The 26,488-nt window shown below is 61.0% G+C and carries 23 protein-coding genes; 13 read left to right on the plus strand and 10 right to left on the minus strand.

Annotated elements, in window-relative coordinates; genetic code table 11:
* The first annotated feature begins 183 nt into the window (after positions 1–183).
* Complete coding sequence (locus Q4481_RS20475; protein ID WP_304378258.1) at positions 184–765, plus strand: cysteine hydrolase family protein; 582 nt, start codon at positions 184–186, stop codon at positions 763–765.
* Positions 766–1,081: 316 nt separating this feature from the next.
* Here Q4481_RS20475 and Q4481_RS20480 read toward each other — a convergent pair whose 3' ends face one another.
* Positions 1,082–1,999, minus strand: coding sequence for a LysR family transcriptional regulator (locus Q4481_RS20480; RefSeq protein ID WP_304378259.1), 918 nt, complete (start codon positions 1,997–1,999; stop codon positions 1,082–1,084).
* A 93-nt stretch (positions 2,000–2,092) separates the two neighbouring features.
* On the opposite strand from Q4481_RS20480, the gene Q4481_RS20485 reads away from it, so the two are divergent.
* Both Q4481_RS20485 and Q4481_RS20490 read left to right on the plus strand, forming a co-directional pair.
* Entirely contained in the window at positions 2,093–2,419 is a 327-nt protein-coding gene (locus Q4481_RS20485) for a nuclear transport factor 2 family protein (protein WP_304378260.1), read from the plus strand.
* Entirely contained in the window at positions 2,416–3,204 is a 789-nt protein-coding gene (locus Q4481_RS20490) for an SDR family oxidoreductase (RefSeq protein WP_304378261.1), read from the plus strand. The genes Q4481_RS20485 and Q4481_RS20490 overlap by 4 nt, the downstream gene beginning before the upstream one ends.
* Before the next feature lie 64 nt (positions 3,205–3,268).
* Here Q4481_RS20490 and Q4481_RS20495 read toward each other — a convergent pair whose 3' ends face one another.
* Together Q4481_RS20495 and Q4481_RS20500 are read right to left on the minus strand one after the other, a co-directional pair.
* Positions 3,269–4,156 (minus strand): DMT family transporter, encoded by an 888-nt coding sequence (locus Q4481_RS20495; RefSeq protein ID WP_304378262.1) that lies wholly within the window; start codon positions 4,154–4,156, stop codon positions 3,269–3,271.
* Between the two features lie 173 nt (positions 4,157–4,329).
* The gene (locus Q4481_RS20500) at positions 4,330–4,971 is read right to left on the minus strand and encodes a TetR/AcrR family transcriptional regulator (RefSeq protein ID WP_304378263.1); all 642 of its coding nucleotides are present in this window, start codon (positions 4,969–4,971) and stop codon (positions 4,330–4,332) included.
* Between the two features lie 174 nt (positions 4,972–5,145).
* Here Q4481_RS20500 and Q4481_RS20505 point away from each other — a divergent pair, with 174 nt between their 5' ends.
* From Q4481_RS20505 to Q4481_RS20550, 10 genes are all read left to right on the plus strand, one after another.
* Positions 5,146–7,260: an oxidoreductase gene (locus Q4481_RS20505; RefSeq protein WP_304378264.1), complete on the plus strand. Its 2,115-nt coding sequence runs from the start codon at positions 5,146–5,148 to the stop codon at positions 7,258–7,260.
* A complete protein-coding gene (locus Q4481_RS20510; RefSeq protein ID WP_304378265.1) occupies positions 7,260–8,525 on the plus strand; it encodes an MFS transporter in 1,266 nt (421 codons plus the stop codon). The genes Q4481_RS20505 and Q4481_RS20510 overlap by 1 nt, the downstream gene beginning before the upstream one ends.
* Positions 8,522–10,540, plus strand: a complete 2,019-nt coding sequence (locus Q4481_RS20515) for a CocE/NonD family hydrolase (RefSeq protein ID WP_304378266.1) — start codon at positions 8,522–8,524, stop codon at positions 10,538–10,540. The genes Q4481_RS20510 and Q4481_RS20515 overlap by 4 nt, the downstream gene beginning before the upstream one ends.
* A 28-nt stretch (positions 10,541–10,568) precedes the next feature.
* Positions 10,569–11,513 (plus strand): ABC transporter permease, encoded by a 945-nt coding sequence (locus Q4481_RS20520; protein WP_304378267.1) that lies wholly within the window; start codon positions 10,569–10,571, stop codon positions 11,511–11,513.
* Between the two features lies 1 nt (position 11,514).
* Positions 11,515–12,411, plus strand: a complete 897-nt coding sequence (locus Q4481_RS20525) for an ABC transporter permease (RefSeq protein WP_304378268.1) — start codon at positions 11,515–11,517, stop codon at positions 12,409–12,411.
* Positions 12,408–13,256, plus strand: a complete 849-nt coding sequence (locus Q4481_RS20530; protein WP_304378269.1) for an ABC transporter ATP-binding protein — start codon at positions 12,408–12,410, stop codon at positions 13,254–13,256. The genes Q4481_RS20525 and Q4481_RS20530 overlap by 4 nt, the downstream gene beginning before the upstream one ends.
* Positions 13,253–14,227: an oligopeptide/dipeptide ABC transporter ATP-binding protein gene (locus Q4481_RS20535; RefSeq protein ID WP_304378270.1), complete on the plus strand. Its 975-nt coding sequence runs from the start codon at positions 13,253–13,255 to the stop codon at positions 14,225–14,227. Before Q4481_RS20530 ends, Q4481_RS20535 begins: the two co-directional genes overlap by 4 nt.
* Before the next feature lie 91 nt (positions 14,228–14,318).
* The gene (locus tag Q4481_RS20540; RefSeq protein WP_304378271.1) at positions 14,319–15,827 is read left to right on the plus strand and encodes an ABC transporter substrate-binding protein; all 1,509 of its coding nucleotides are present in this window, start codon (positions 14,319–14,321) and stop codon (positions 15,825–15,827) included.
* Between the two features lie 59 nt (positions 15,828–15,886).
* Positions 15,887–17,425: a trimethylamine methyltransferase family protein gene (locus Q4481_RS20545; RefSeq protein ID WP_304378272.1), complete on the plus strand. Its 1,539-nt coding sequence runs from the start codon at positions 15,887–15,889 to the stop codon at positions 17,423–17,425.
* Positions 17,426–17,550: 125 nt separating this feature from the next.
* On the plus strand, positions 17,551–17,811 hold the full coding sequence (locus tag Q4481_RS20550; RefSeq protein ID WP_304378273.1) for a hypothetical protein: 261 nt from the start codon (positions 17,551–17,553) through the stop codon (positions 17,809–17,811).
* 9 nt (positions 17,812–17,820) lie between these two features.
* Here Q4481_RS20550 and Q4481_RS20555 read toward each other — a convergent pair whose 3' ends face one another.
* From Q4481_RS20555 to Q4481_RS20585, 7 genes are all read right to left on the minus strand, one after another.
* The gene (locus Q4481_RS20555) at positions 17,821–19,131 is read right to left on the minus strand and encodes a flavin-dependent oxidoreductase (RefSeq protein ID WP_304378274.1); all 1,311 of its coding nucleotides are present in this window, start codon (positions 19,129–19,131) and stop codon (positions 17,821–17,823) included.
* A 29-nt stretch (positions 19,132–19,160) separates the two neighbouring features.
* Positions 19,161–19,622 carry a DUF3237 domain-containing protein gene (locus Q4481_RS20560; protein WP_304378275.1) on the minus strand — a complete coding sequence of 154 codons (462 nt, stop codon included), beginning with the start codon at positions 19,620–19,622 and terminating at the stop codon, positions 19,161–19,163.
* Between the two features lie 290 nt (positions 19,623–19,912).
* On the minus strand, positions 19,913–21,796 hold the full coding sequence (gene htpG, locus Q4481_RS20565; protein ID WP_377354134.1) for a molecular chaperone HtpG: 1,884 nt from the start codon (positions 21,794–21,796) through the stop codon (positions 19,913–19,915).
* Between the two features lie 154 nt (positions 21,797–21,950).
* Positions 21,951–22,262, minus strand: a complete 312-nt coding sequence (locus Q4481_RS20570; RefSeq protein WP_304378276.1) for an ATPase inhibitor subunit zeta — start codon at positions 22,260–22,262, stop codon at positions 21,951–21,953.
* A 128-nt stretch (positions 22,263–22,390) separates the two neighbouring features.
* Positions 22,391–24,601, minus strand: a complete 2,211-nt coding sequence (locus tag Q4481_RS20575; RefSeq protein ID WP_304378277.1) for an ATP-binding protein — start codon at positions 24,599–24,601, stop codon at positions 22,391–22,393.
* Positions 24,602–24,603: 2 nt separating this feature from the next.
* Positions 24,604–25,104 (minus strand): putative pterin-binding protein, encoded by a 501-nt coding sequence (locus Q4481_RS20580; protein WP_304378278.1) that lies wholly within the window; start codon positions 25,102–25,104, stop codon positions 24,604–24,606.
* A gap of 13 nt (positions 25,105–25,117) precedes the next feature.
* Entirely contained in the window at positions 25,118–26,206 is a 1,089-nt protein-coding gene (locus Q4481_RS20585) for an HD domain-containing phosphohydrolase (protein WP_304378279.1), read from the minus strand.
* Positions 26,207–26,488: the final 282 nt, after the last annotated feature.

Genomic DNA, 26,488 nt, shown 5'->3' on the forward strand with positions numbered 1-26,488 from the left:
CAATGCCGGGCCGTTCCTGCAGGATAAACTTGACGCTTTTGAGGCTGTCGGCCGGCAGGGTATCTGGTCTGTTTGGACGGATCGCTAAGGACTTGCGCTAACAGGTCCGGCTGCGTTTGCGCCGTTTCGGGGATCAGGTTAAAGATCAGCCTATGGAATCGGAGGGGAGGGAGACTGGTCTCGATGGCACGTGCAATTCTCGTTATCGATGTGCAGAAGGTCTATACTGCCCCGGCATCGCCGCTTTACTGCGTTGGCCATGAGGCCGCCATCGCCAACATCAACCGTGTGCTTGCAGCAGGTGAGAAGGCTGGCGATCTCATCGTCCATATCCGCCATAGTCACAAGGCCGATGGTTCGGATGCCGGCCGCATGTTCGATTTTGCCGGTGAGGCTTCAGAAATCGGCTTCGTCGCCGGCACGATCGACGTCGAGGATGATCCGCAGTTGACGGTGCCGGCAGGGGCGCTGGAAATCAGCAAGCAGCGCTATTCCTCCTTCATCGGCACCGGGCTCGAGACAATCTTGCGCGCTCGCGGCATCGATCGGATCGTCATCACCGGCTTCATGACCAATTTCTGCTGCGAGGCGACGGCCCGGAACGGCCATGACCTCGATTTCTTCGTCGATTTTCTTATCGATGCCACGGGTTGCCCCGATCTTTCGGAAACCGCGACGCAGGAAGCGATCAAGGCAGCCACCGCCGCAACCTTATCGGCGGGCTTCGCGCGCGTGATGTCGACCGATGAATGGATGGCAGGCTGAGCCGAAGCCGTTCTGCCAAGCGGGAAATTCCATAATGCAAAAGGTCGCGCTTACAGTTCCATAAGATGTCTTATGCGATTTCACTCTTGTAGCCGCAAAGTTGGAATGTCCTGTTTCTGCAAAGTTAGAGTGTCACACTCCCCGCGTTTGATAACGCGGAGGCAAGCAGATGGGATTGATTGCGATCAGCGATCGCGATCTGCAGCGGATCGAAGTTTTGTCGAAGGTGATCGGCGGTCGGATGACCATTGTGTCAGCGGCACGCGTACTTGATCTGAGCGAGCGCCAGGTGCGCCGGCTTCCGAACTGCGTAACTTCAGTCGACGCCAGGTTCATCGGCTTGCCGCGCGAGCTCACGCGCCAGCTCCAGCAACGCTCTCACGCCCGCCGAAAGATTTCGCCGCCCGGGATAGTACAGGCAGAGCCCGGGATAGGGCGGGGTCCAGTCTTCCAGGACACGTATGACCCGCCCCGCTCTGATGTCCGGAAGAATGTCCTGTTCAAACAGGTAGCCAAGACCAGCCCCCTCGAGCACCGCGGCCCGCGTGAGGCTGGCTTCATCGAGTGAGATCTGGCCCCTGACATCGATCTGAACCTGCTCTCCGTCCTTCTCAAACCACCATCGGTACAACGACCCGTCAGGCAACCGGACGCGAATGCACCGGTGGCCAAGAAGATCCGGTGGAACCATTGGTTTGCCGTGTTTCTCGAAATAGCCAGGAGAACCGACCACAGCATGTCGTTGCGGCCGGCCGAGGGAAACCGCGATCATGTCGCTGGGAACAAGGCCTGCGACCCTTGCTCCCAGATCGAACCCGTCCCTGACGATATCGACCATCCTCCCCTCGGTCACGATGTCGACATTCATCTCGGGATATCGGCGCAGGAACTCCAACACGAGAGGCGACAGGATGGCTCGGGCGGCAAACGGAGCGGCGTTGATCCTTATTGTTCCGGTAGGTGTTTCGCGCTGCTCGCGGACGGTCTCCAATGCCTTGTGCAGATCCTGCAGCGTTGGCGCGACGTTTTGAATGAACAGCCGACCCGCATCCGTCAGTGAAACGCTCCGGGTCGTGCGGTTGAACAACCTCACCCCAAGGGCTGCCTCCAGCCTGCCTATCGTATGACTCAAAGCGGTCGTCGAGATGCCGAGATCGATAGAGGCCGCACGGAACGTCCCACGCCGGGCAACCGCGAGAGCAGCCTCCAGTTCCTTCAGGCTCGCCTGCTCCATTGTCCTGTTTCTTTCATCAGTACATGCAATTTAATCCCGCTTATTTGAGCAATAGTTGATTGCTATCTTTCCTGCAAGCAAAGGAGAACGCACATGATCCCGGCACTACCCAAACCCATCGCAGACTATGTCGAAGCCAACGCACATCTCGATGTGGACGCCATGTTGAAACCTTTCGCGGCCGACGCCGTCGTGCTCGACAATGGGCGCCGTTACGATGGCAAGATCGAACTGCGAGCCCTGCTCGTCGAGGCGGCAGCAGTGAAGGCGATTTTCACACCGGAGAATGTCCGCCACGAGAATCGTCAGGTCGTGGTCGAAGGCCCGGCGCACGGCGGCTTCAAGGGTAGCCCAATCCGTTTCACCTACCGTTTCACGCTTGAAAATGACGCAATCAACAGCCTGGAGATTGTGGCATGAATATCAAGGTGGATGCGACTGAGTTCGCCGGGAAACGCGTGCTGGTCAGCGGAGGGACCAAAGGTGCTGGCCGCGCCACTGTCAACCGCTTTCTGGCAGGCGGCGCGCGGGTGATCACCGCGGCCCGCGGAATGCCGGATTTCATTGGTGGCATTGAGTTCGTCCAGGCCGACCTGACGACGGCCGAGGGAGGAGCAATGCTGGCCGAGGCTGCATTCGAGCGCTTTGGCGGCATCGACATTCTGGCCCATGTTCTTGGCGGTTCATCGGCCCCCGGCGGGGGTTTCATTTCCCTGACGGACGATCACTGGCTGTCAGAACTGAACCTGAACCTTCTGGCGGCCGTTCGCCTCGATCGTCTTCTCGTTCCGCAGATGATCGAACGCGGCAGCGGGGTGGTGGTGCATGTCACCTCGATCCAGTCAGTGCTTCCCCTGCCCGAGGCCACGACCGCCTATGCCGCTGCCAAGGCGGCGCTCAAGACCTACAGCAAGTCCATCTCCAAGGAACTTGGTCCCAAGGGGGTTCGGGTCAATGTCGTCTCCCCCGGCTGGATCATGACCGAGTCCTCCGGCGACCTGCTCAAGCGACTGCAGGCTGCCAATGGCGGAACGATCGAGGACGCACGGCAGGTCGTTCTCGACAGCCTCGGCGGGATCCCGATCGGTCGCCCGGCGGACCCCGATGAGGTCGCTGACCTCATCGCCTATCTTGCTTCCGATCGCGCCGCCGCGATCCACGGCGCCGAGTTTGTCATTGACGGCGGCACCGTTCCCACTGTCTGAGTTGATCGCCCCGGCGTTCCTGCACCTTCGAATGCCGGGCGATGGGAGGAGCCACTTCACCAGCTCAGGTCGATCCCATCCTTGCGCTGCGCCTTGCCATCGCCTCGCGCCAGATGGTGAAAAGTCCCGCGCAGACGACAATCACGGAGCCCAGCACCACATTGGCGCGGATGACTTCGCCGAACAGGAACATGCCGATCAGGCTGGCGAATACCAGTTGCAGATAGGACAGCGGCTGTACGAGCACCGCATCGAGCGTCTCGTACGACTTGATCAGGCAGAAATGGCTCGTCATGCCGGTGATGCAGATGATTGCGATGAACCCCCAGTCGGCGAGCGTCGGAGAACTCCAGAAAAAGGGGCCGATCAGTGTCATCGCCACGGCCCCGACAACGCCGGTGTAGAAGAAGCTGGTCATCGAACTGTCGGTGCGGTTGGCAAGCCGGGTCAGAACGCCATAGACCGCCAGCCCTAGCACATTGAGGACCGGGATCAGGAGATCGCTTTCAAGCGCCCCGCCCTCGGGTTTCAGAATGATCATCACGCCGATGAAGCCGATGCAGATCGCCGTCCAGCGCCGCCAGCCAACATGCTCGCCGAGCAGCGGAACAGAAAGGACTGCGACCACCAGCGGCGCGGCGGAAAAGATCGCCTGCGAATGGGCAAGCCCGACGGTGGCAAAGGAGAGAATGGCCGTGATGATCTGGCCGGCCAGCAACAGGCCGCGCGCGATCTGCAGGAATGGCCGGCTGGTCGATGCGACCGCTTTCAGGCCGCCGCTCGAGCGCATGGCCCAGATGATGGCGAAGGCTCCGAACCACCAATAGCGGATCATGGCGATGAAGACCGGCGAATAGAGTTCACCGAGATGCTTGGAAATGGCATCCTGTGCTGCGAAAATCGAAAATGCCAACAGCGCGTAGATATAGCCGCTGGCCTGCGTCTGCTTCATTTTAGCTTCTCGGCTTTCGTTCGGGTGGGCAGCAAAGAGGCACCGCAGACGCGTCACCCCATGGCTGCCGAACCGGTTTAGGGGGCGTTTGCCGAATTGAACAGGTCGATTTGCCGCCCAAACGTCGGTTGCAGGCGATTTATTTCGCGAGCGCAGCAAAAATGGCGCGACGCTCAGGCATAGGCGCCACGCCGCAAACCTTCGATCCAGTTGTTGCAGAGGCGCACGCCATCTTCCGGACGAAAGGCGTCCGGGTTCAAGCACCAGGCGAGCCAGAGCCCGTCCATCAAGGCGGTAAAGGCCATCGCAGTCAGTTTGAGGTCGCCGATCGTGAAACGTTCGGCGGCGGCGAGATCTCCAAGCAAGCCTTCGACTGTTGCAACATAGTCGGTATATTCCTGTTGCTGCGACATGCTCATGCGCGGCGAATGCAGGATCAGGCCCCAGAACACCACCCAGACGCCGAGCACGTCACGATCGAGCATGATCGGCGAGAAGGATGCTGCAATGAAGGCATCGAGGCGTGCTTTCGGTGTCGGTTCGGCTTCATGGACCGATTTCAGGATCGATTGCATGAGCCCGGTCGACATGATGTCGAACGCGTAGGCCACCAGTTCGTTGATCTCGCCGAAATGGTGGGTGATGAGCCCCTGCGTGACGCCGGCCTCGGCCGCAATCTGGCGCACGGAAACCCCGGCATTGCCGTTCTTGACGATACAGCGCAGCGCTGCCTCCCCCAGTTGGCGTCGCCTCTCTTCCGGTGTTTCGCGGCGAAAGCGTGCGCGCGCCTTCGTTTTTGTTTTTGGGGTCGTCAAATCATCAGCCCACAACGATTGCCCCTCTAAATAGCTTTTAATGCATTCATTCGCAACCGGCTAGTTTTCAGCCGTTTTCGCTGTTGTTATAAACTCGTATAACAAGTCTTGACAATGGTCATGCATTTTCTATGCTGACGTCAATGATCGGCTCAGCCGGCAAAGGGGAACTGAATGAATGTGATGGCAAAACCGCAGTCGCGGTACGATGTCCTGTTCGAACCTGTCAGGATTGGCCCGGTGACCGCGCCGAACCGGTTTTTCCAGGTGCCGCACGCCTCGGGCATGACCAATGCCCTGCCCCGCGTTCGCGCCGGTTTTCGTGAAATGAAGGCGGAAGGTGGCTGGGGTGTCATCTGTACCGGTGCCTGTTCCATCGATGTGAGCTCTGACGATACGCCCCTACCGATGGCGACGATGTGGGACGACAACGATATCCGGGCGCATGCGATGATGACGGATGCCGTGCACAAGCATGGGGCGCTTGCCGGTGTCGAACTCTGGCATGGTGGCGCTTCGGTCATGAACCGGTCGAGCCGGATTGCGCCGCTTTCTCCCTCCGGCATTCCCTGGATGGCCACCCATGTCGGCTTCATGGGCAATCTCCGGCCGCGCTCGATGGACAAGCAGGATATCCGCGACGTTCTGCGCTGGCAGGCGGAAGGTGCCCGCAAGGCCCGCAGCGCCGGTTTCGACGTGGTCTATGTCTATGCCGGCATGGGCTATCTCGGCTATGAATTCCTGCTGCCGGAATACAATCATCGCAGCGATGAATATGGCGGTTCGCTCGAAAATCGCGTTCGCTTCGTTCGCGAGATGATCGAGGTCACCAAGGAGGCGGTCGGGCAGGATTGTGGCGTTGCGCTGCGCATCTCGCTTGAGGAATTGCGCGGACGCCCCGGCCAGAACCTGGCCTCGGAGGCGCACGAAGTTATTGCCCTGCTTGCTGATGTTCCGGATCTTTTCGATGTGAAGATGGATTCGAGCCCGACGGACTGTTCCGCCTCCCGCTTCACCGGCGAAGGCAGCCACGAGCCAGTGATCGATTTCGTCAAGACCCTGACCGACAAGCCCGTGGTCGGCGTCGGCCGTTTCACCTCGCCCGATACGATGGTAAGCCAGATCCGCCGTGGCGTTCTCGATTTCATCGGCGGCGCCCGCCCCTCGATTGCCGATCCGTTCCTGCCGAACAAGATCCGCGAGGGACGGATCGAGGAAATCCGCGAATGTATCGGCTGCAACATCTGCATTTCGAGCTGGCATGATGGCGTGCCGGTGCGCTGCACGCAGAACCCCACGGCCGGCGAGGAATGGCGGCGCGGCTGGCATCCGGAAAATCCGGGCCGGGCGGAAAAAGGCGAGCGCGTACTGGTGATCGGCGGTGGTCCGGCCGGGCTTGAGGCTGCCTTGACGCTCGGCCGTCGCGGCCATGAGGTGACGCTTGCCGATGCCGGGTCGATCTTCGGTGGCCGTCTCACCTTCGAACGCACCCTGCCCGGGCTTTCCGCCTGGAACCGCGTCGTCGATTACCGGCTCGGGCGGCTAAACGAGATGCCGAATGTCTCGCTCTATCTCGAAAGCCGACTGGGCGCTTCCGATATTGCCGATCTCGCGCCAGACCATGTGGTCGTCGCCACCGGATCGCGCTGGAGCAATTTCACCTATTCCTCGATGGAAATTCCGGTCGGCCGCATCACGCATCCGAATGTCTTCACGCCGGATGACATCGCAGCCGGACGGTTGCCGGTCGGGCCGACGCTCGTCTTCGATTTCGACAATTACTACATGGGCGGTGTGCTGACCGAACATCTGGCAGCACTCGGCATACCGGTGAGCTACGCGACGCCGGCGGGACAGGCTTCGGCCTGGACGATCATGACCAATGAGCTGCCGCTGGTGCATCGGGCGCTTGCCAAGCGCAATGTGCCGGTCACCACCCTTGTCACGGTCAGCGCCTTCGACGGCAAGGCGGCGACGCTTACGCAGATCTTTACCGGCGAACAGACCGCTTTCGCCTGCGAAAATCTGGTCATCGTCGGTCTTCGTCTGCCGAATGACGAACTCTACCAGTCGCTGATCGCCGATCCGGCATTTCTGGCCGCTGCTGGCATCAAGACCGTCGAACGGATTGGCGATGCCCTGGCTCCGGGCGCAATCGTCCATGCGGTCCATAGCGGCCATCGGTACGGGCGCGAACTCGGCCTTCAGCCCCAGCCCTTCCGTCGCGATGCGCCGGTGGTGGATTTCGAGCCCGCCTTTACCTCCCGCGCTGGACTGGCGGAGGGTTGATGACCGAGCCCACGCCCAGCCTGTCGCCATGGTCAGTCGCCTCGCCGCTTGCCGGCGGCGCGCTTCATGCGGTCGGCTCGGGCCTGTTTCACACCCTGTTGCCGCTGAAGCTGGTCGCGGCGGGTTATGGTCCGGATGCCGTCGGTCTTGTCGTTGGCGCGGAAGGGGCTGGCTTTCTCATTGGCTGTATCGGCTCGATCTATCTTATCCGTTCGGTGGGTGAGGTGCGCGCCTATGCAGCCCTCTCGGCGATTTCGGCGGTTCTGATCCTGTCGCTCGGTCTCGACCCGCATCTCGCTCTCTTCATGGTCATCATGGCCGTCATCGGCTTTTCCAATGCCGGCCAGGCGGTGGTGATCGAAAGCTGGATGAATGCGATGGTCTCCAACGCCAATCGCGGCCGCATCCTCACGCTTTATGTGCTCATCCTCGGCCTGTTCTATGGGCTCGGCCAGTTGCTTGCCACCGGTGTCGACCCGGCCCGCGAGGCGATGCTGATGATTGCCGCCGGCTTCTACGTCATCGCACTGGTGCCGGTGACCGCGATCTGGGTCGGCGAACCGCAATTGCATGTGCCGGTCGGCATCCGCCTTGGCCGGACATTTGCGATTTCGCCGATCGGCGCGCTCGCCTGCCTGATGACCGGGCTTGTTTCGTCCACCTTTGCCTCGGTCGGTCCGCTCTATGGTCTGGAGCTGAAATTCAACCAGCAGACCATCGTGCTTCTGATGGCGGCAACGCAACTGGGCGCGCTTTTCCTGCAGTTTCCGCTCGGTTATCTTTCCGATCGCACCGACCGACGCAAGATGATGCTCTGGCTCTCGGTCGGTCTGGCGCTGGTCTGTGTCCTCTTCCTGTTCATGCGCCCGGATTCGCCCTTCTGGCTGTTTCTCATCCTGTTTTCCCTGTTCGGCGGTATTTCGGAAATCTTCTATCCGCTCGGGGTTGCCCATGCCAACGACAAGGCGGAGCCGAGCGAATTCGTCATGCTCTCGTCCAACCTTCTCCTGATCTGGGCCTTCGGCGGCACCATCGGCCCGGCCATCGTCACGGCCGGCGTTGGTCCGTTCGGCGCCGAAATCTTCTTCTGGTATGGCATTGGCCTGTCCATCCTGTTCGGCACCTACGCGTTTGTTCGGCTCGTGCGCCAGCCGCCGGCACGCTCCCGCGAACAGTTCGTCGCCTACCCGCAAACCTCGCCGATGGTCTATGAATGGACACCGCATGACGAGGCGGACCATGGCGATGAGGGAGGCAAGCGATGAGCCGGATCGTCGATACCTTTCCCCGCCGCGTCCGGACCCTCGATCCGGTCTTCATCCCGATGCCGGATGGCGTCAGGCTCGCCGCCACGATCTGGCTGCCGGAGGATGCGGCGGAGGATCCGGTTCCCGCCATTCTCGAGCTCATTCCCTATCGCCGCCGCGACGGAACCGTGTTCCGCGACATGAAGATGCATCCCTATATTGCCGGCCATGGCTTTGCCTGCGTCCGGGTCGATATTTGCGGATCGGGGGATTCCGAAGGACTTCTCGCGGACGAATATACCGAACGCGAACAGTGCGATGCCGAGGCGATCATTGCCTGGCTTGCGGCCCAGGACTGGTGCAGCGGTTCCGTCGGCATGACCGGTATTTCCTGGGGCGGTTTCAATGCGCTTCAGGTTGCCGCCCGGCGCCCGCCGGCGCTGAAAGCCATCATCGCGCTTTGCTGTTCGGATGATCGCTACGCCGACGATGTCCATTATTTCGGCGGCAACCTGCTGACCGAAGACGGCATGTGGTCGAGCTTCATGCTCGGGCTCGGAGCTCTTCCGCCTGATCCCCAGATTGTCGGCGATCGCTGGCGCGAGATGTGGCGCGAGCGGCTTGAAGCGACCACCTGTTGGTCCGACACCTGGCTCCGCCACCAGCATCGCGACGCCTACTGGAAACGCGGCTCGGTCTGCGAGGATTTTGCCGCCATCGACATTCCCGTCTATGCGATCAGCGGCTGGGACGACACCTATTTCAATGCCGTGCCCAGGCTTCTCGAAGGGTTGAGCGGACCGAAAAAAGGCCTGATCGGCCCCTGGAGCCACAGCTATCCTTTTCTCGGCGATCCGGGTCCGGCGATCGATTATCTCGGCGAAGCGATCCGCTGGTGGCGGCACTGGCTGAAGGGCGAAGAAACCGGCATCCTGGATGGGCCGATGCTGACGGTCCATATCCGCGATCCGCATCGGCCGGCGCATTTCTATCCGGATCATCCGGGAGTTTGGGTTGGCGAACCGGACTGGCCGTCGCCGAATGTCGTTGCACAGACGCTCTTTCTCAATGATGGCGCCCTGGCTTCCGAGCCAGCAAGCGGACCGTCCCTCATCCTCAAATCGCCGGTCACCGCCGGGCGCGATTGCGGCCGCTATGGCGGCTATGGCGGAACGGTGCCCGATATGGCCGGCGACCAGCGCCGCGAGGATGGGCTCGGCCTCGCCTTCGATCTCGCCCCGCTTGCGGAGGATATGGTTCTCCTCGGCGCTCCGGCGGTTGAGGTCACGCTGTCATCCGATCAGCCGCAGGCGAGCCTGATCGCTCGGCTCTGCGAAGTCTGGCCGGATGGAACCTCCACCCTCATCACCTGGGGTGCGCTCAATCTCAGCCAGCGCCTGTCGCGCGAACATCCCGAGACGCTTACGCCCGATGCACCCGCTACCGTGCGTCTCAACCTCAATCACTGCGGTCGGCGGATTGCGCGGGGCAATCGTTTGCGGCTCGTTCTCTCCAACCAGCATTGGCCGATCCTCTGGCCCGCACCCGTGATGGCGACCTTTACGATCGAAAGTGGAAAAAGCCGGCTCCTGTTGCCGGTGCGGCCTGACCGGCCGGAGGATGGAACGATCGCCTTTGATGATGCCGCCATTTCACCGCCTGTCGAAATCGAGGAACTGGCGGAAGCCAGGGACAGCCGCATCCTGACGATCGATGCCGGTGCCCGCAGCGAAAGTCTCGTTCTTTCAAGCGATTATGGCCGCCAGCGATTGCTCGATCGCGGTATCGAGACCTGGTCGACGGTGCGCGACTGTATGGCCATCACCGAGGATGATCCGCTTTCGGCACGGCTCGACACCGGCTGGGTGCTTGGCTTCAAGAGCGGCGATTGCGATGCCGAAAGCCGCTCGCAGGTCATCCTGACATCGACGGAAACGCAATTTCATCTGCAATGGCGGCTCAAGGTGAGCGACAGTGGCGCCTTGATTTTCGAGAGGGAGGGCGAGGCATGGATCGACCGCGATCATCTGTAATCGCCGCGCGCCGGATCGGAGCCACCCGATGACGGCCTTCATCCTTCGCCGCACGCTGCTTGGCATCCTCATCCTGTTCATCGTCTCGATCCTCCTGTTCCTGATGCTGCATATGATTCCGGGCGATCCGACCGTTGTGGCGCTGGGTCCGCGTTCGACGCCGGAAATGCGCGAAGCCTTCCGCCAGATGATGGGGCTCGACCAGCCGCTCCTCAACCAGATCGGCGCGCATTTGCTGCGTCTCCTAAAATTGGATCTCGGCCAGGATGTCTGGAGCCGCCGGCCGGTGACGGAAATCGTGCTCGAAGTCCTGCCCTTTACCGTCGCACTGGCCTTTTCCAGCTTCATCTGGGCGGTTGGTCTCGGAACCTTGCTCGGCTGCACCGCCGTCATTCATCACGGACGCTGGCAGGACTGGCTGATCGGCCTCTTCTCGGTCGGGTTCGTGGCGGTGCCCTCCTTCGTGGTCGCGCTCTATTCGCTGCTCATCTTCGCTGTCAGCCTCAACTGGCTGCCGGCCATTGGCGCCGGTGACGCGTCCGAACCGCTGTCGCAGGTCCGGGCGCTGATCCTGCCCTCCTTTGCGATCGGCATCGGCTGGGTCGGCTATGTGTCCCGCATCATCCGCGCTTCCATGATCGAAGCGATGGGCGAGGCGCATATCCGCACCCAGCGCGCCTTCGGGGTCAGCGAAAGCCGCATCGTCTACGGCTATGCCCTGCGCCAGGCCTTCCTTGCAGCGCTCCCCGTCATCGCCATCGGCTTCGGCGGTCTGTTGACCGGCTCGGTCTTCGCCGAGATCGTCTTCACCCGCCCCGGCCTCGGCAAGCTCACCTATGATGCGGTGATGTCGCGCAACTATCCGCTGGTCATGGGCACGGTGCTCGTGACCTCGGCGCTCTATATCGCCTGCATGATCCTTGCTGATCTTCTGGCCGCTATCCTCGATCCCCGAATCCGGAGCGCGCTCTGAGATGGCTGCAATCGAAACATCAACAGGCGAACGGGAGAGCGGCAGGCTGGAGCGGATCGGCGCCGTGATGCTGTCGGTCGTCACGACACCACTCGGCTTCATCGGAACTGTGCTGGTGCTGCTCGTGATCCTGACCGCCATCTTCGCACCGCTCCTGGCGCCCTATGCGGCAACGGCGATCAATGTGAAGGAGAGGCTTGCCGATCCGTCGCTTGCCCATTGGCTGGGAACCGACCAGCTCGGCCGCGATCTCCTCTCCCGCGTCATCATCGGCACGCGAACGGCCATGAGCGTGGCGCTTGTCTCGCTGGCGATCGCATTGGCCGCCGCTCTGCCGCTCGGCCTCATCGCCGGCTACGGGCCGCGCTGGCTCGATGCATTCCTCATCCTCATCTTCGACAGTTTCTCCTCGCTGCCGATGATCATGTTCGGGCTGGCCATGGTGGTGCTGCTCGGCGCCGGCCTCGGCACCGTCATTCTCGTCATCGTTCTCTATTGCATCCCGAGCTATGCGCGGCTGGTGCGCAGCCAGGTCCTCGGCCTGAAATCGCTCGATTTCGTCAAGGCCGAACAGGCGATGAATGCCGGCACGGCCCGCATTCTCTTCGTCCATCTGCTGCCGAATGTCATCGGCCCGCTCCTGATCCTCGCCTGCCTCGATCTTTCGACCATCATCACGCTCGAGGCCGGCCTGTCCTTCCTCGGTCTGGGCGTCAAGCCGCAGGTGCCGAGCTGGGGCAATATCCTGAGCGACGGTTTCGCCGTGATCCGCAAGACGCCGGTGCCGGTGCTGGCGGGCGGACTGCCGCTCATTCTCGCCACCATCGGCTTCACCTTCTTCGGCGAGGCGCTGCGCGATGCGCTCGATCCGAAACTGGCGCGGAGGCGTTCGGCATGACCCCAACGCCTATCCTCGACCTTGACGATATCAGCATCTCCTATAGCGGCGTCGCCCGGGCTGTCTCCAGCGTCAGCCTGCGGGTCATGCCGGGCGAGGTGGTCGGTTTGATCGGCGAAAGCGGTTCTGGCAAATCGACGCTTGCCCATTCCATCCTCGGCTTGCTGCCCGCAAGCGCCAGCGTCGAAGGACGGCACATGCGTCTGAACGGGCAGGATCTTCTGGCAGCGTCTGCGAACGCGCGGCGGCATCTTCGCGGTCCGGGTGCGGCGATGGTGTTCCAGAATCCAATGGCAACCTTCAGCCCGCTGCATCGCATCGGCCGGCAGCTGATGGATTTTCTCTGGCGCGACCGTGCATCGAGCCCGGATGAAAAGCGCAGACGGATCATCCACGCACTGGCGGATGCCGGGATCTCCGATCCCGAAGCCCGGTTTGATGCCTATCCGTTCGAATTGTCCGGCGGCATGCTGCAGCGGATCTCGATTGCGGCTGCGCTTCTCATGCAGCCGGCGCTCCTGATCGCCGATGAGCCAACCACGGCGCTTGATGTGACCATGGAAGCGCAGATCCTGCATCTGATGCGGGAGTTGCGGCAGCGCACCGGCGTGTCGATCCTGATGATCTCCCATCAGCTGGGCGTGATTGCCGAGATCTGCGACCGCGTCGCGGTCATGTATGCCGGGCGGATCGTCGAGGAAGGACCGGTCGAGCGGATCTTTGCCGATCCCCGGCATGGTTATACGAAGGCCCTGCTCTCCTGCGAACTGTCGCTGGTCGAGGATGGCGCTGCCCGCCTGCCGGCCATTTCCTGGCGTGATGAACCAGGTGAGGTGCGCCCATGAGTGCGCCGTCCGTCCTTGAAGCACAATCGCTTTCGGTCTCGGTGCCCGGTCGCAGCCGCCTGCCCTTCGTGAAGCAGCCTCGCCTCGATATTCTCAGGGATATCTCGCTGACCATCGGTGCCGGCGAAATCCTTGCCATGGTGGGCGAAAGCGGCTCCGGCAAATCCACCTTCGGCAAGGCGCTGGTCGGGCTCATGAAACCATCGGCCGGCCAGCTCGTGCTCGATGGCGAGATCCTTCCCGATTGGTCGCAGAAAAGTTTCCGGCGCATGCGGCAGGCAACGGCCCTTCTGTTCCAGGATCCGGTCACCTCGTTTGATCCGCGTCAACGCATCGCCTCGATCATTGCCGAGCCGCGCCATATTCAGGGTGTCGGCAGCACCCGGCTCGATGCGATTGCCGAAATGGCGGAGCGGGCCGGACTGTCGCGCCATCTTTTGGCGCGGTTTCCGCATGGTCTCTCTGGCGGCCAGGCCCGCCGCGCAGCGGTGGCGCGCGCCCTTTCGGTGGTGCCGAAGCTGATCGTTGCCGACGAGCCGACCGCCGGGCTCGATCTGTCGGTGCAGGCCGGCGTGCTCAACCTCTTTCTCGATATCCGCGACGAATACCGGACTGCCTTTCTGATCATCACCCACAATCTGGCCGTCGCCCGCCATGTGTCGGACCGGATCGCCATCATGTATCTCGGTCAGATCGTCGAAACGGGCCCCACGCGGTCGATTTTTACCGCGCCGCGCCATCCCTATACGGCCGCCCTGCTCGCGTCCGAACCGGTGCCGGATCCAGCCCGCCGCCGTACGGAGCCGCCGGTGATCGGCGAAGTCCCGAGCCTCGCCAACCGGCCGCAGGGCTGCGAGTTCCATCCGCGCTGTCGTTTCGCGCAGGAGCGCTGTCGTCGCGAAGCGCCGGCCGAGACCAGACCAGCGCCGGACCATGTGGTCCGCTGCCATTTTCCTTTGGCGCCGCCCTGACGGATCGCCCCGCATTCAACGCATGATAACAGAGGGAACGAACATGACCGGAATGATGATGAATCGCAGGCATTTCCTTCAGGCGTCGGCCATGGCCGCGGCGGCATTCGGGCTTCGCCCCGGCCTCTCCTATGCGGTGGAGGGCGACACGCTCGTCATTCGCGGTGCATCCGATATCGAAATTCTCGATCCGGCCTTCCAGAACGGCTTGCTGGAGGAGGAGATCGGCCGCGCCCTCTTCCTCACGCTCAATCGTCTCGGCGATGTGCGGGGCGGCACCAAGTGGGATCTCTATGCCGCCAAGGAACTCAACCAGCTGTCGCCGACCGAAATCGGTTTCGAGCTGCAGGATTGGCTGGAATGGACCGGCGGTTATGGTCCGGTGACGGCCGAGGATGTGAAATTCTCCTTCGAACGCGTAAAGAACCCGGCCAATGGCTCGGCCTGGGCCTATGCCTTCGATGCGATGGAGAAGGTGGAGGTGACGGGCGAACGCACCGGCATCATCAAGCTCAATGCACCTTCGGCGCCGTTCTGGCTCACCACCCTGCCCTATTACATGGGCAAGATCGTCTGCAAGGCGGCGGTCGAAAAGGCGGGCGGCAAGTTCACCACCGAAGTGCCGGCGAGCGCCGGTCCCTATGTCATCGAAAACTGGACGCCGAAGCAGAACCTGACGCTGGCGCTCAATCCGCAGTGGAAGGGGCCCGCCCCTCAATTCGCGAAAATCCGTTTCGAGATCGTTACCGATGACGAGGCGGCGGCTCTGGCCTATGAATCGAAGGCGATCGACTATTCCAAGATCAGCCTCAACACGCTTGCCACCTATCGTGACAAGCTGCCGGCCGAGACAAACCTGATCGAAATGGATGGCAACCGCTTTCTCTGGCTCTCGATCAACGTCAACAACGAGAAATTCAAGGATGAGCGCATCCGCCGCGCCATCCAGTATGCGATCGATGTCGGCCAGATCATGGAAGGCTCCTATTCCGGCCTTGCCAAGCCGTCCACCGGCGTCATTCCGCCCGGCATGACGGGTCATCGCGAGGCGATCCTCTATCCTGCCGATGCCGCGAAGGCGCAGGCGTTGCTGGAAGAGGCCGGTGTGACCGATCTGACCATCGAACTTTCCTGCCAGAACGACAAGACCAGCCAGTTGACCTGCCAGATCGTCCAGGCGCTGCTCGCTCAGGTCGGGATCACGGTCGAGATCAAGGCGCTTGATGACGGTGTTTACTGGACCATCGGCGACAAGAGCTCCGGCGATGGCTGGAAGACGTTGGAAATGGTGCTGATGAACTTTGCCGGCGGCGTCGATCCGTCCGAAAACCTCACCTGGTTTCGGCCCTCGCAGATCGGGGTCTATAACTGGTCGCAGTTCGACAGTCCCGAGTTCGAAAAGCTCTATCTCGAGGGCATGGCCGAGACCGATCAGGCCAAGCGCGATGGCATCTACAAGAAGATGCAGGATCTGATGGAAGAGTCCGGCGGTTTCGTGTTCCTGACCCACGAGACCTTTGCCGCGGTGGCGCGCGGTAGGCTGAAGCCGCTCATCCTCGCCGATGGCTATCTCGACGTCACGCGGTTCGCCAAGGGCTGATCCGTCAGAAGGGCGGCCGGATGACCGGCGGTTCCCCCCATTCGAAGCAGGAGAGATGCATGACCAGACAGCCAGGACGACGCGAAGGACGCCGCGCCCAGGGCGCCGGCACCCGCCAGATGCCGTTTGCCAATGTCGTCAACCGCTATCCGCCGATTTCGCTCCTGAGCACCGACGAGATCGAGGCGATCCACCGGTCGTCGCTCGATCTCCTGTCGATGACAGGCATGGAGGTCATGCATGAGGAAAGCCGCAGGCTTCTCAAGGCGGCCGGCGCCGATGTCGATGAAGCGAACCAGCGCGTGCGTTTCGATCCGGCGATGATCGAGGAGGTGATCGGCACAGTGCCCGCCGCCTTCACGCTACAGGCGCGCAATCCGGCAAAGAATCTCAGGGTTGGGGATGGCAATCTGATCTTTGCGGCAACCGGCGGCCCCGCCTTCGTCTCCGACCTCGATCGCGGCCGGCGCGCGGGCAATTTTCAGGATATGTGCGACTATATCAAGGTCGTGCACAGTCTCAATGTCATCCATCAGGAGGGTGGCTGCCCCTGCGAGCCGACCGATCTCGATCCGGATTCGCGGCATCTCGATTTCTATCAGGCCGCCATCCGTTTTACCGACAAGAACTGGCAATGCTGGGCGCTGGGCGGCTATCGGGTAGAGGATGCGCTCGAGATGCTGTCGATCACGCTCGGTCAATCGCGCGAGGAACTGCGCGCCAACCCGGCCACGTTGACGGTTGTCAACTCGAACTCGCCGCTGAGGCTCGATATTCCGATGGGCGAGGGATTGCTGGCGATGGCGCGTGCCGGCCAGCCTGTGGCCATCACACCGTTTACGCTTTCGGGCGCCATGAGCCCGGTCACCATTGCCGGTGCGCTGACCCAGCAGAATGCCGAGGCGCTGGCCTTGATAGCGCTGTCGCAGATTGCCGCGCCGGGGGCGCCCGTGCTCTATGGCGGTTTCACGTCCAATGTCGACATGCGCACCGGTTCGCCCGCCTTCGGGACGCCGGAATATGCCAAGGCCCAGCTCGCATCGGGTCAACTGGCGCGCAAATATGGCGTACCGTTCCGCTCGTCCAATGTCACAGCCTCGAACGCGGTCGATGTCCAGGCGGCCTATGAGAGCGGCATGTCGCTCTGGTCGACCATCATGGGCGGCGTGCATCTGATCGAACATGCGGCCGGCTGGCTCGAGGGCGGCCTGACCGCCTCGTTCGAGAAACTGATCCTGGATGCAGAGATGCTGCAGATGATGCGGAGCTTCCTCGATCCGCTCGCGGTCGATACCGAAAGTCGCGCCGTCGAAGCGATCGGCGAAGTGGGACCCGGCGGACATTTCTTCGGCACGCCGCATACGCTGGCCCGTTTCGAGAATGCCTTCTACGAACCGATGCTGTCGGACTGGCGCAACTTCGAGACCTGGTCTGAATCCGGTGCCCGCACCGGCACCGAACGCGCCAACGCAATCTGGAAGGACCTGCTCCGAACCTATGAACAGCCGCCGCTGGATCCGGCGGTCGATGAGGCGCTCGAAGCCTATGTCGCCCGCCGCAAGGAGGAGATCGGACGCGGACATCTGAATGCGGCCTGAGTTGGTAAAGCGGCCAGCCTTACAAAAAGCAACAGTTCAGACATAAAGACGCAAAGGGGGAGCCTCAATGTGATGGCGCGCGACGTTGGCCCGACGGGCGCGCACGATCAAACGAGGAACCCGCCATGAAATCGTTACTGCCATGTCTTTTTCTGGTTCTTGCCGCGAGCACAAGCCAGGCCGCCCAGTTGAACAAACAGGATATGCAGGCGATCCGCGATGTCTGCCAGTCAGACGTCATGCGTCTGTGTTTCGGAGTCCGGCCGGGCGGTGGCCGCCTCAAGCAATGTATCGACGACAAGCGCGACAGACTGTCTGAACCCTGCCGCGCCAAACTGGCGGAAGTCGAGGCAGCCCGCAACAAGGCTGAGCAGGCTGCCGAATAGGGATCTGGTTCAGGCCGAAACGCTCGAAACCTCGGCAACGCGAGCGCCCTTGGCGATCGTCGGCGGCGACTGGTTAAGCTTCTCGATCGCAAAGCCGGCCGCCGCTTTGTAGCCGGCCATGAATTCGATGCGTTCGGCTTCCGGAATGACATCGTCGATCTTGTCGAAATGGCCGCCGCAGCGTTCATCGACCAGATTGAGAAGACCGAAGGGGCCAGCGCCGCGATTGCGCAGGATCAGCTGCGAAACAGGACCGCAAAGCGCCTGATCGAAGGCTGCGAGCGCTTGCATCGTCGCGCCGTGCTCGACCATCTTCGCACCCAGAATGCGGGCATCCATGATCGCCTGGCTGGCTCCGTTCGAGCCGGTCGGGTACATGGCATGGGCGGCATCCCCGAGCAGGATAACCGGCCCATCCTGCCATGTCGGTACCGGATCGCGGTCGATCATCGGGTTCTCGAAGGCGATGTCGGCGCCACGGATCAGGCTCGGCACATCCAGCCAGTCCCAGGTCCAGGAGGCGAAATGATCGATGAAATCGGCGATCTCGACCTGCCGGAACCAGCCGCTGTTCTTCCAGCCTTCGGAATTGTCGAGCGTGACCTCGGCAATCCAGTTGATCATTGCAAGACCGGTCTCGGGATCGGCCGGCGAGATCGGATAGATCACCATACGATGGCGGTGGGTGCCGAGCCCGACGAAGGAGGATCCGGTGCGGATCGGCCTGGCCTTGGTCGTGCCACGCCACATCACGGCCCCACCCCAGTGGATCGGGCCCTGGTTCGGATGCATCTGGGCGCGGATTGCCGAATGGATACCGTCGGCGCCGATCAGCAGGCGTCCTGCCTGTTCGTAACGGCTGCCGTCTGCATTCTCGATGAAGGCGGTGACGGAACCATCGGCTTCCTTGCGATATCCGACCACCTTCGAGCCGGTGCGCACCGCGCCTGCCCCCATGCGCTCGACCAGCTTGTCATGCAGCATCATGTGGAAGGCGCCGCGATGCACCGCATATTGCGGCCAATTGTAGCCAGCCAGCTCGCCGCGCGGTTCGGAATAGATGTCGTTACCGTTCAGCCCGACAAGAGCCCATTCCTTCGCCGGAACGCCGACCGCGTCGAGATCGGCGGCGCTGATCCCGAGATCGAACAGTTCGCGCACCGCATTCGGCTGGATGTTGATGCCGACGCCGAGCGGGCGCAACTCGCGCACCTGTTCGAACACGATGCAATCGACGCCGATCTGGTTGAGGGTCAGGGCTGTCGCCAGACCGCCGATACCGCCGCCGGCGATGAGGACAGGAAGTTGCGCGTTTGTCATGGGAAGGTCCGCTCAATCAAATCGTGGGGTCACTGGACCCGGAACAGGGTCAGCCTAACGCAATCCGGCTCGCGGATTCCTTGCGAGAGGAAAAGGCGCTGGTTGAGGAAGTCGTAGCGTGTATCGGCCGTATCGAGCCGGATCGTGGTGACGAAATAGATCTGGTCCTGGTCGATCTTCTCCCCCCGCATGAGTGCCGCCATCACCTCGGGCGGCCCGGACCGCAAGCCCTGGCTATCGACGCGGACAAGGGCGCCGTCATGGGTTTCGATGACATAACGGGCGTGAAGCCGCGTCAGACCATCCTCACGGATCATCTGTTCGTCCGATCCGCCGGGAAGAATGCGGCCGCGCAGTTCCTCGCCTTCAACGGTGCCGCCGGTCAGCGGAATGATGCGCGTCTCGCCGAAGCCGCCCGTTCCGAGTCGGATGGGCTTATCCACGGTCACGAAAAAGGTGCAGAAAGGCGAAAGAGCAATCTGTTTCGGCAAGGGTCTTCTCCTCCGGGCATGCCATGCGGCGGTTCATAGCGCCGGGCGCCATGCCAGTCCACCGGAGAATCCGTGCCTTTTGCCGAAATGTACCGCAGATAAGGAAAGAGCCCGGTGTGGGAGGAGGTACACCGGGCTCCAATCATGATCGGACAACTGGGAGGAGGAGTGTTGCCGATCGCCAGAGAACCGTTTGGGAGGAGGTAAACTGTTCTCTTGATTTCTTTATAATGTTGCGGCGCACCAATTGCAAGCGGAATTTTGTTGCGCCGCGAAAAAGTTGATGCTTGTCAGTCCGCGGCGGGAAGGGCTCGGTCGAACAGGAGGCCGAGCCGCCGGGCAAAAGCCCGTGGATCTGCGGGTTTCTCGCCATCGAGAATCCGGGCTTCATCCAGCAGCAGCCAGGCAAGATCCTTGCGGAACTCCGCTTCCGATTCCGGAACCGATGCCATGCTCCTGATCAGCTTGTGGGTCGCGTTGATCTCAAGCACCGGCTTGGCGCTGTCACTGAGGCGGCCGGCACCCTGCAGCAGTTTTTCAAGCTGGCGGTCCGGGCCATATTCCGGGGCGACGAGGCAGACCGGGCTTTCGGTCAGCCGCTCGGATGTGCGCGCATCGACCACCGCATCGGCCAGCGTTTCCTTGACGAAGGCAATGAAGCCGGCGATGCCGGGATCGACATCCTTGTTCTTGCTGTCGGCATCCTTGTCGCCAACCTCGGCAAGGTCGGACGCGCCCTGGGTGATGGACTTGAGCGGCTTGCCTTCGAAATCGGCAATCGCCTGCACCCAGAAACTGTCGATCGGATCGGTGAGATAGAGAACCTCGATGCCGCGCGCCATGAACCCTTCGAGGTGCGGTGACGCGGCAATATGAGCCACGCTGTCGCCGGTCGCGTAAAAAATGGCGCTCTGGCCGTCCTTCATGGCGCCGACATAATCGGCGAGCGAACGGGTCGCATCGCCGGATGTGCTCGTCTTGAAGCGCGACAGGGCGAGGATCTGCATCTTGCGTTCGAAATCCTCGTAGATGCCTTCCTTCAGCACGCTGCCAAAGGCATCCCAGACCTTTGCATAGGCGTCCTTGTCGTTCTCGGCGAGTTTTTCGAGGCTGGTCAGGATGCGGTTGGTCACACCCTTGCGGATCGCCGCCAGGATCGGGCTCTCCTGGATCATTTCGCGCGAGACGTTGAGCGGCAGGTCGGCCGTATCAACAAGGCCGCGCACGAAACGCAGGTAGCGCGGCAGGAGTTCAGCCTCATCGGTAATGAAGACGCGCTTCACATAGAGTTTCATGCGGCCGGCGCGATCCGGATCGAAAAGATCGAAGGGACGCGACCCGGGCACATAGGCCAGCGTCGTATATTCGTGGCGGCCTTCGGCGCGGAAATGCACGGTCAGCGCCGGATCGTCGTAGAGCCCGGAAACGCCGCGATAGAAATCATTATATTCCTGTTCGCTGATCTCGTTCTTGGATCGGGTCCAGAGCGCGGTGCCGTCGCCGATCGATTCCGATTCCTCGCCGGGCTTTTCGATCAGCAGGATCGGCACCGGCACATGGCCAGATTGCTGGCGAACAATGCGTTCCACCGTGTGGCGCTCGGTATATTTATCGGCGTCGTCCAGCAGATTGAGGGTCACTCGGGTGCCGCGCGCGGGCGCATCCTCGGTGGCGGCAATGGTAAAGGCGCCCTTGCCGTCAGACGACCACAGCCAGGCCTGTTCGCTGCCGGCGCGGCGCGAGGCGACCTCGACAGTTCCGGCCACCATGAAAGCGGAATAAAATCCGACACCGAACTGGCCGATCAGCTGGGCGCCATCGCCCGCCTTTTCGGCTTCGAACCGTTCCATGAAAGCGCGGGTGCCGGAATGGGCGATCGTGCCGAGCGCTTCGATCATCTCGTCGCGGCTCATGCCGATGCCGTTATCCTCGATCATCAGGCGCCGGTTGTCCTTGTCGAGGGTCAGGGTAATCCGCGTTGCCGCCTCCCCGGCCATAAGAGCGGGTTCGGCAATGGCTTCATAGCGAAGCTTTTCGCAGGCGTCGGCGGCGTTTGAAATCAGTTCCCGGAGAAACACGTCGCGGTCGGAATAGACCGAGTGCACCATCATGTGCAGGAGCCGCGCGACATCGGCGGCGAAGACGTGGTTTTCCGGATTGGCTTCTATGGTCATGATCCAGACATCTCCCATCCATGGCGATACGTGAAAGCGCGCTTCAGATGGCAGTGACCGGAAGGATTTTCAAGCCTGTATTTGCGTCCAAAACAGTTGCGCCGGCTTTCGCCGGCGACAACCGCATCATTTGGCTGGAGGAGGCCAAGGTTATTCAGGCATGGTCGTGGAGTTCGCGGGCGGCATTGCGAAGGAGCTCGACCATGCGATCGTTGAGAGCCTCATCGGTGAGCTGGACCCCGGCATGGGTGAAATCGGCACGCAGCTTGTCGTAAACCTTGCGGTCGCCTTCGACAGCAAGGCCCGCCAGTTCCTGGGCGTAGGCTTCCGGATCGGTCTTGCCGATCATCGGGGCGGCCCATTTGCCGACCATGGCATTACGGCGCGCTTGCGCGCGGAAGGACATTTCGGCTTCGTGGGCATAGATGGTTTCGAGGGCCTGAGCCCGCTTCTTCAATGCGTTCATAACTTGTCCCCGTCTGGTTTTTGTTGTTCATCGACTGTCTCCGTCGATGGACACACTTTATGCGAGGGGATTTGAAACTCGGTTGCATCGAAAGATACAATTTTATCGATCGTCGTTTTTTCTGTGGATCAGGCAGCCAGCGCCTGCTGGCAGACGCTGATCGTCCTGTGGAGTTCCGTCCATTCGCCTTCTCCGAACGGCTTGCGGCGCATGCCTTCCGCAAGTTCGGCGATCGGTATTAGCCCGATATTGCCCGCGGCCCCCTTGATCGTGTGCAGCAGACGATCCTGTGTCTGCGGATTTTCCGAGTGAAGTTCCTTTTTGAGATCGGAGAGGATGGACGTGATATCGGTGAAGAAACTGTCGAGCAGTTCGGCGAAATCCTCCTCGCCAAGCACTTCCACCAGTTCTGCCCGCCGCTCCTGGAAGGAGGTCAGATCCGGCTCTTCCTGAGCGGGGTGTTTGATTGTGGATTCGGGGGCCGGAAGTGTCTTTCCAAGCCGGCCGGCTGTCTCGATGATCATCTGTCGCAACTTGTTCATGTTGATCGGCTTGGATTGAAACCCATCCATACCCGCTTCGAGGCAAAGTCTTGCATCATCGTCGGAGGCGTTGGCCGTCAGGGCATAGATCGGGCTTCGGCGTGACTTCCCTTCTCCGGCGCGGATGCGGCGCGCGGCCTCGATCCCGTCCATCACGGGCATCTGCATGTCCATGAGAATGAGATCGAACGCGGTCTCTTCCGCCTTTTCGATCGCGATGGCTCCGTTTTCAGCGGAGACGACATCCTGGCCGAGATGGTTGAGGAACTTCAAAGCGACATGCAGGTTGATCGGGTTGTCTTCGACAATGAGAACGTTCAGCCGTGGCACCAACGTCGCGATGGCATTTGTGTCGTTCTGTTGCTTCGGGGGCTGGCCGGCTTCGACCGGGATTTCGAACCAGAACGTGCTGCCATGCCCGAACACGCTTTCGACATCGATCACGCCGCCAAGCTGCTCGACGATTTCCTTGCAGATCGTGAGGCCAAGTCCGGTGCCGCCATATTTGCGCGCGATGCTGGCATCGACCTGCGAGAAGGGCTTGAACAGTTTGGCGCGCCCTTCCTCATTGATGCCGATGCCGGTATCGATCACATCGAAACGCATGCGAAGCGTGCCATCCTCATTCCGTTCCGAGATGCGCAGCGTCACGGACCCGTTGCGGGTAAACTTCGCCGCATTGCTCATCAGATTGAGCAGCACCTGGCGCAGCCGCGTGACGTCGGTCCGGATATAGGGCAGCGAGAGGGATTCCGGCGCATCGAGCGAAATCCGGTTGCCGCTTTCAAGCGCGCGACCGCGGATCATCTCCACGATGCTCTCGGCCATGGCACGGATGTCCACCGAGCGCATCTCAAGCTCGATCCGGCCATGTTCCATCTTGGAGAAATCGAGGATCTCGTTGATGATGTCGAGCAGGGCTTCGCCGGATGTGCGGATGGTTCTGAGGTTTTTCGCGCATTCGGGTGAATTCTGGGTGAGCTCCATCAGCTCGACCGTTCCGAGGATGGCATTGAGCGGGGTTCTGATCTCATGGCTCATTGTCGCCATGAACTGCGATTTCGCCCGACCCCCCGCTTCGGCAGCCTGATAGGCGCCTTCAAGCCGCTCGGCCATCCGTTCGAAGGAAAGGCCGGCGGCGCGCACGCTGGCAAGCTGCCGCCGCAGCATGAGAATGATCACGCCGATGATCAGCGCGAGGAAGCCGATCAGGATCAGCGACTTCATTTCGAGCGCAGCGACCGCTTCACGTTGATCGGCGCGATCGGCGCTGAGCGAACTGTTTGTGAAGGTCACCAGTTGTTCGGTGTTGACCACAACTTTCTGGAAATCTGCACTTGCGGCCTGGAGTTCGGCGGTGCTGGCGGCTTCTCCGGCGTTGATGGCGTCGAAGATGCCGACCTGTTCGAACACGTCGCGGCGAATATCCGTGAGCAGCCCCGCTAGCTTGTCATTGACGGTGAATGTCTGCTCAAAAGTCGCCTTCGCCAGCATATCCATCCGCGAATAGAGGATGTCATAGCGGGTCGCCAACTGCTTCTGGGATGTGAGAGAAAGATCCTTGGTGGCAAGCATGACCGCGAGCCGTGCATTGAGATTGCGGGCTTCGCGATCGAGCTGATAGACCGACCACATGGCGTTTTCGCGGATGCCGCTCTGCATGGCGGTATAGCGTTCGGAAATGTCGTAATAGATGAAGCCGAGAACGACCGAAAGACCGATTGCAAAGAACTTCAACACCGAGGTGCTCAGTCCGGCCTTGCGGATGGCGATGCGGTCGGCCTCAGGCGTCGACATTGTCAATGGACCTCGATGGCCTTGATCTGCCAGACGGAACGCGAGAAGTATTTCTCGTTATAGAGTTCCGGTTTCTCGTCGAACGGATAGATGAGGAAGAGCGGCCCCTTGTCACGCACGGACATCAGCTTTCCATCCATGCGGGTTGCCAGAATGGTGTCGAAGTCCTTCGCGTCCGACATCGGAACGTCGGCGGCATAGTCGTTGAGAGCCTTGATCGTCAGGGTCTCGCCATCTGCCCCGGCTGCCTCCAGAATAGCATTCAGCATCGGGCCGGAGAATGTGACTTTGCCGGTGGTCCATGGCGTTTCCATCGTTCCTGTGCGCGACACGAGCTTTTCGAGCATGTCGATGTCAAACTCTGCCTTGTCGCCCGCGTTCGGCTGGCTGATCTTGCCGGTCACGGTCAGGACCACATCACCGGTCGGCTTCTCAAGTGCAACAGCTGTGGTGGCGTTCAGAATGAGCAACGCGGCTGCCAGGATGCCATTTCGAATGTTCATGATCTTTCCTCGTTCAGGCGGCGACTTCGGCAATATTCGGTTGTTCGGGATCGGTGCTGGATTTCATTTCGTTGTTGATCCCCGCGAGCATGATTCTCATGATTTCGGGCAAGGCCTTGTCGAAGGCTGCAACACATTCGGGATCAAACTGGATACCCGCGCGGCTGCGAATATGCTCGACGGCCCGCTCGACCGGCCAGGCTTCCTTGTAGGGTCGCGCCGTCGTCAGCGCGTCGAAGTTGTCGGCAATCGCCACGATCCGTCCCGATAGCGGGATACTAGTACCGGCGCGGCGCAACGGATAGCCGTTGCCATCCCAGCGTTCATGGTGGCTGCCGGCGATTTCGGCGGCCAGTTGCAGCAGGCTGGATTTCGATTCCTTCAGGATATCGCAGCCGGCCACGGTATGGCGTTGCATTTCGGCGAATTCGCCTTCCGTGAGCTTGCCATTCTTCAAGAGCACGGCATCAGGTATCGCGACCTTGCCGATATCATGCATCGGAGCGGCCAGCCGGATATCGAAGCATAGTTCCAACGGCAGGCCGTAGGCTTTCGCGATCACCTCAGAATAGGCGCCGACCCGGAACGTATGATTGGCCGTATCGCTATCCTTGTAGGATGCAGCGACTGCGAGACGATGAATGATTTCTTCTTCCCGTTCGCGGATTTCGGCCAGTGATCGGTCGACTTCCGCACGAAGCCAGGCGGCCTTGTCCGCAAGTTTGGCGCGGGCATCGGCAAGGGCCATGAGATTGCGCAAGCGCGCCCGGAACTCGAGCGGATTGACGGGTTTGGTGAGAAAATCGATCGCTCCGGCATTGAGTGCAGCCATTCGTGTTTCGACATCCGTGTCGGCAGTCACGATGACGACCATCTTGTCCTTGTACTTGTCGAAACGCATCACCTCGGTAACGAATTCGACGCCGTTATAGACGGGCATCTGGAAATCGACGATGGCAATGTCGAAATCGATTGCCGGCATGGCCGCAAGTGCTTCCTGCGGGCTGCCGAACGGCAAAGGTTCGCAATCCTCGAGCTTGGAAGCGAGCTTGTGAAGGACCATTAGACTGGTCCGGTTGTCATCAACGATGAGGATACGCATGTTGTCCTCTGTACGGTTCTCATAATCATTGCGGTTTTCTGACCAACCGATCGTGAGATGTTGTACCGGACAGAGTCTAAAACGTTATGAACTGCTTATATATATTTTTAGCGATATCATTTCTGAGCATTAAGCGGCTGAAATTTAACGGAAATAGAGGCGGGAACATTTTCTGGTCCGCAGCGTTTACATGCCGCGTGTTTTGGGATTGCTGTGCCGAATTGGGTCTTTGGGGCCAATATGCATGTCAATTTGAGACAGGAATCGCCGGACGCGCCGGGT

The organism is Fluviirhizobium alvei (genome assembly GCF_030551875.1).
GTDB lineage: Bacteria > Pseudomonadota > Alphaproteobacteria > Rhizobiales > Rhizobiaceae > Rhizobium_E > Rhizobium_E alvei.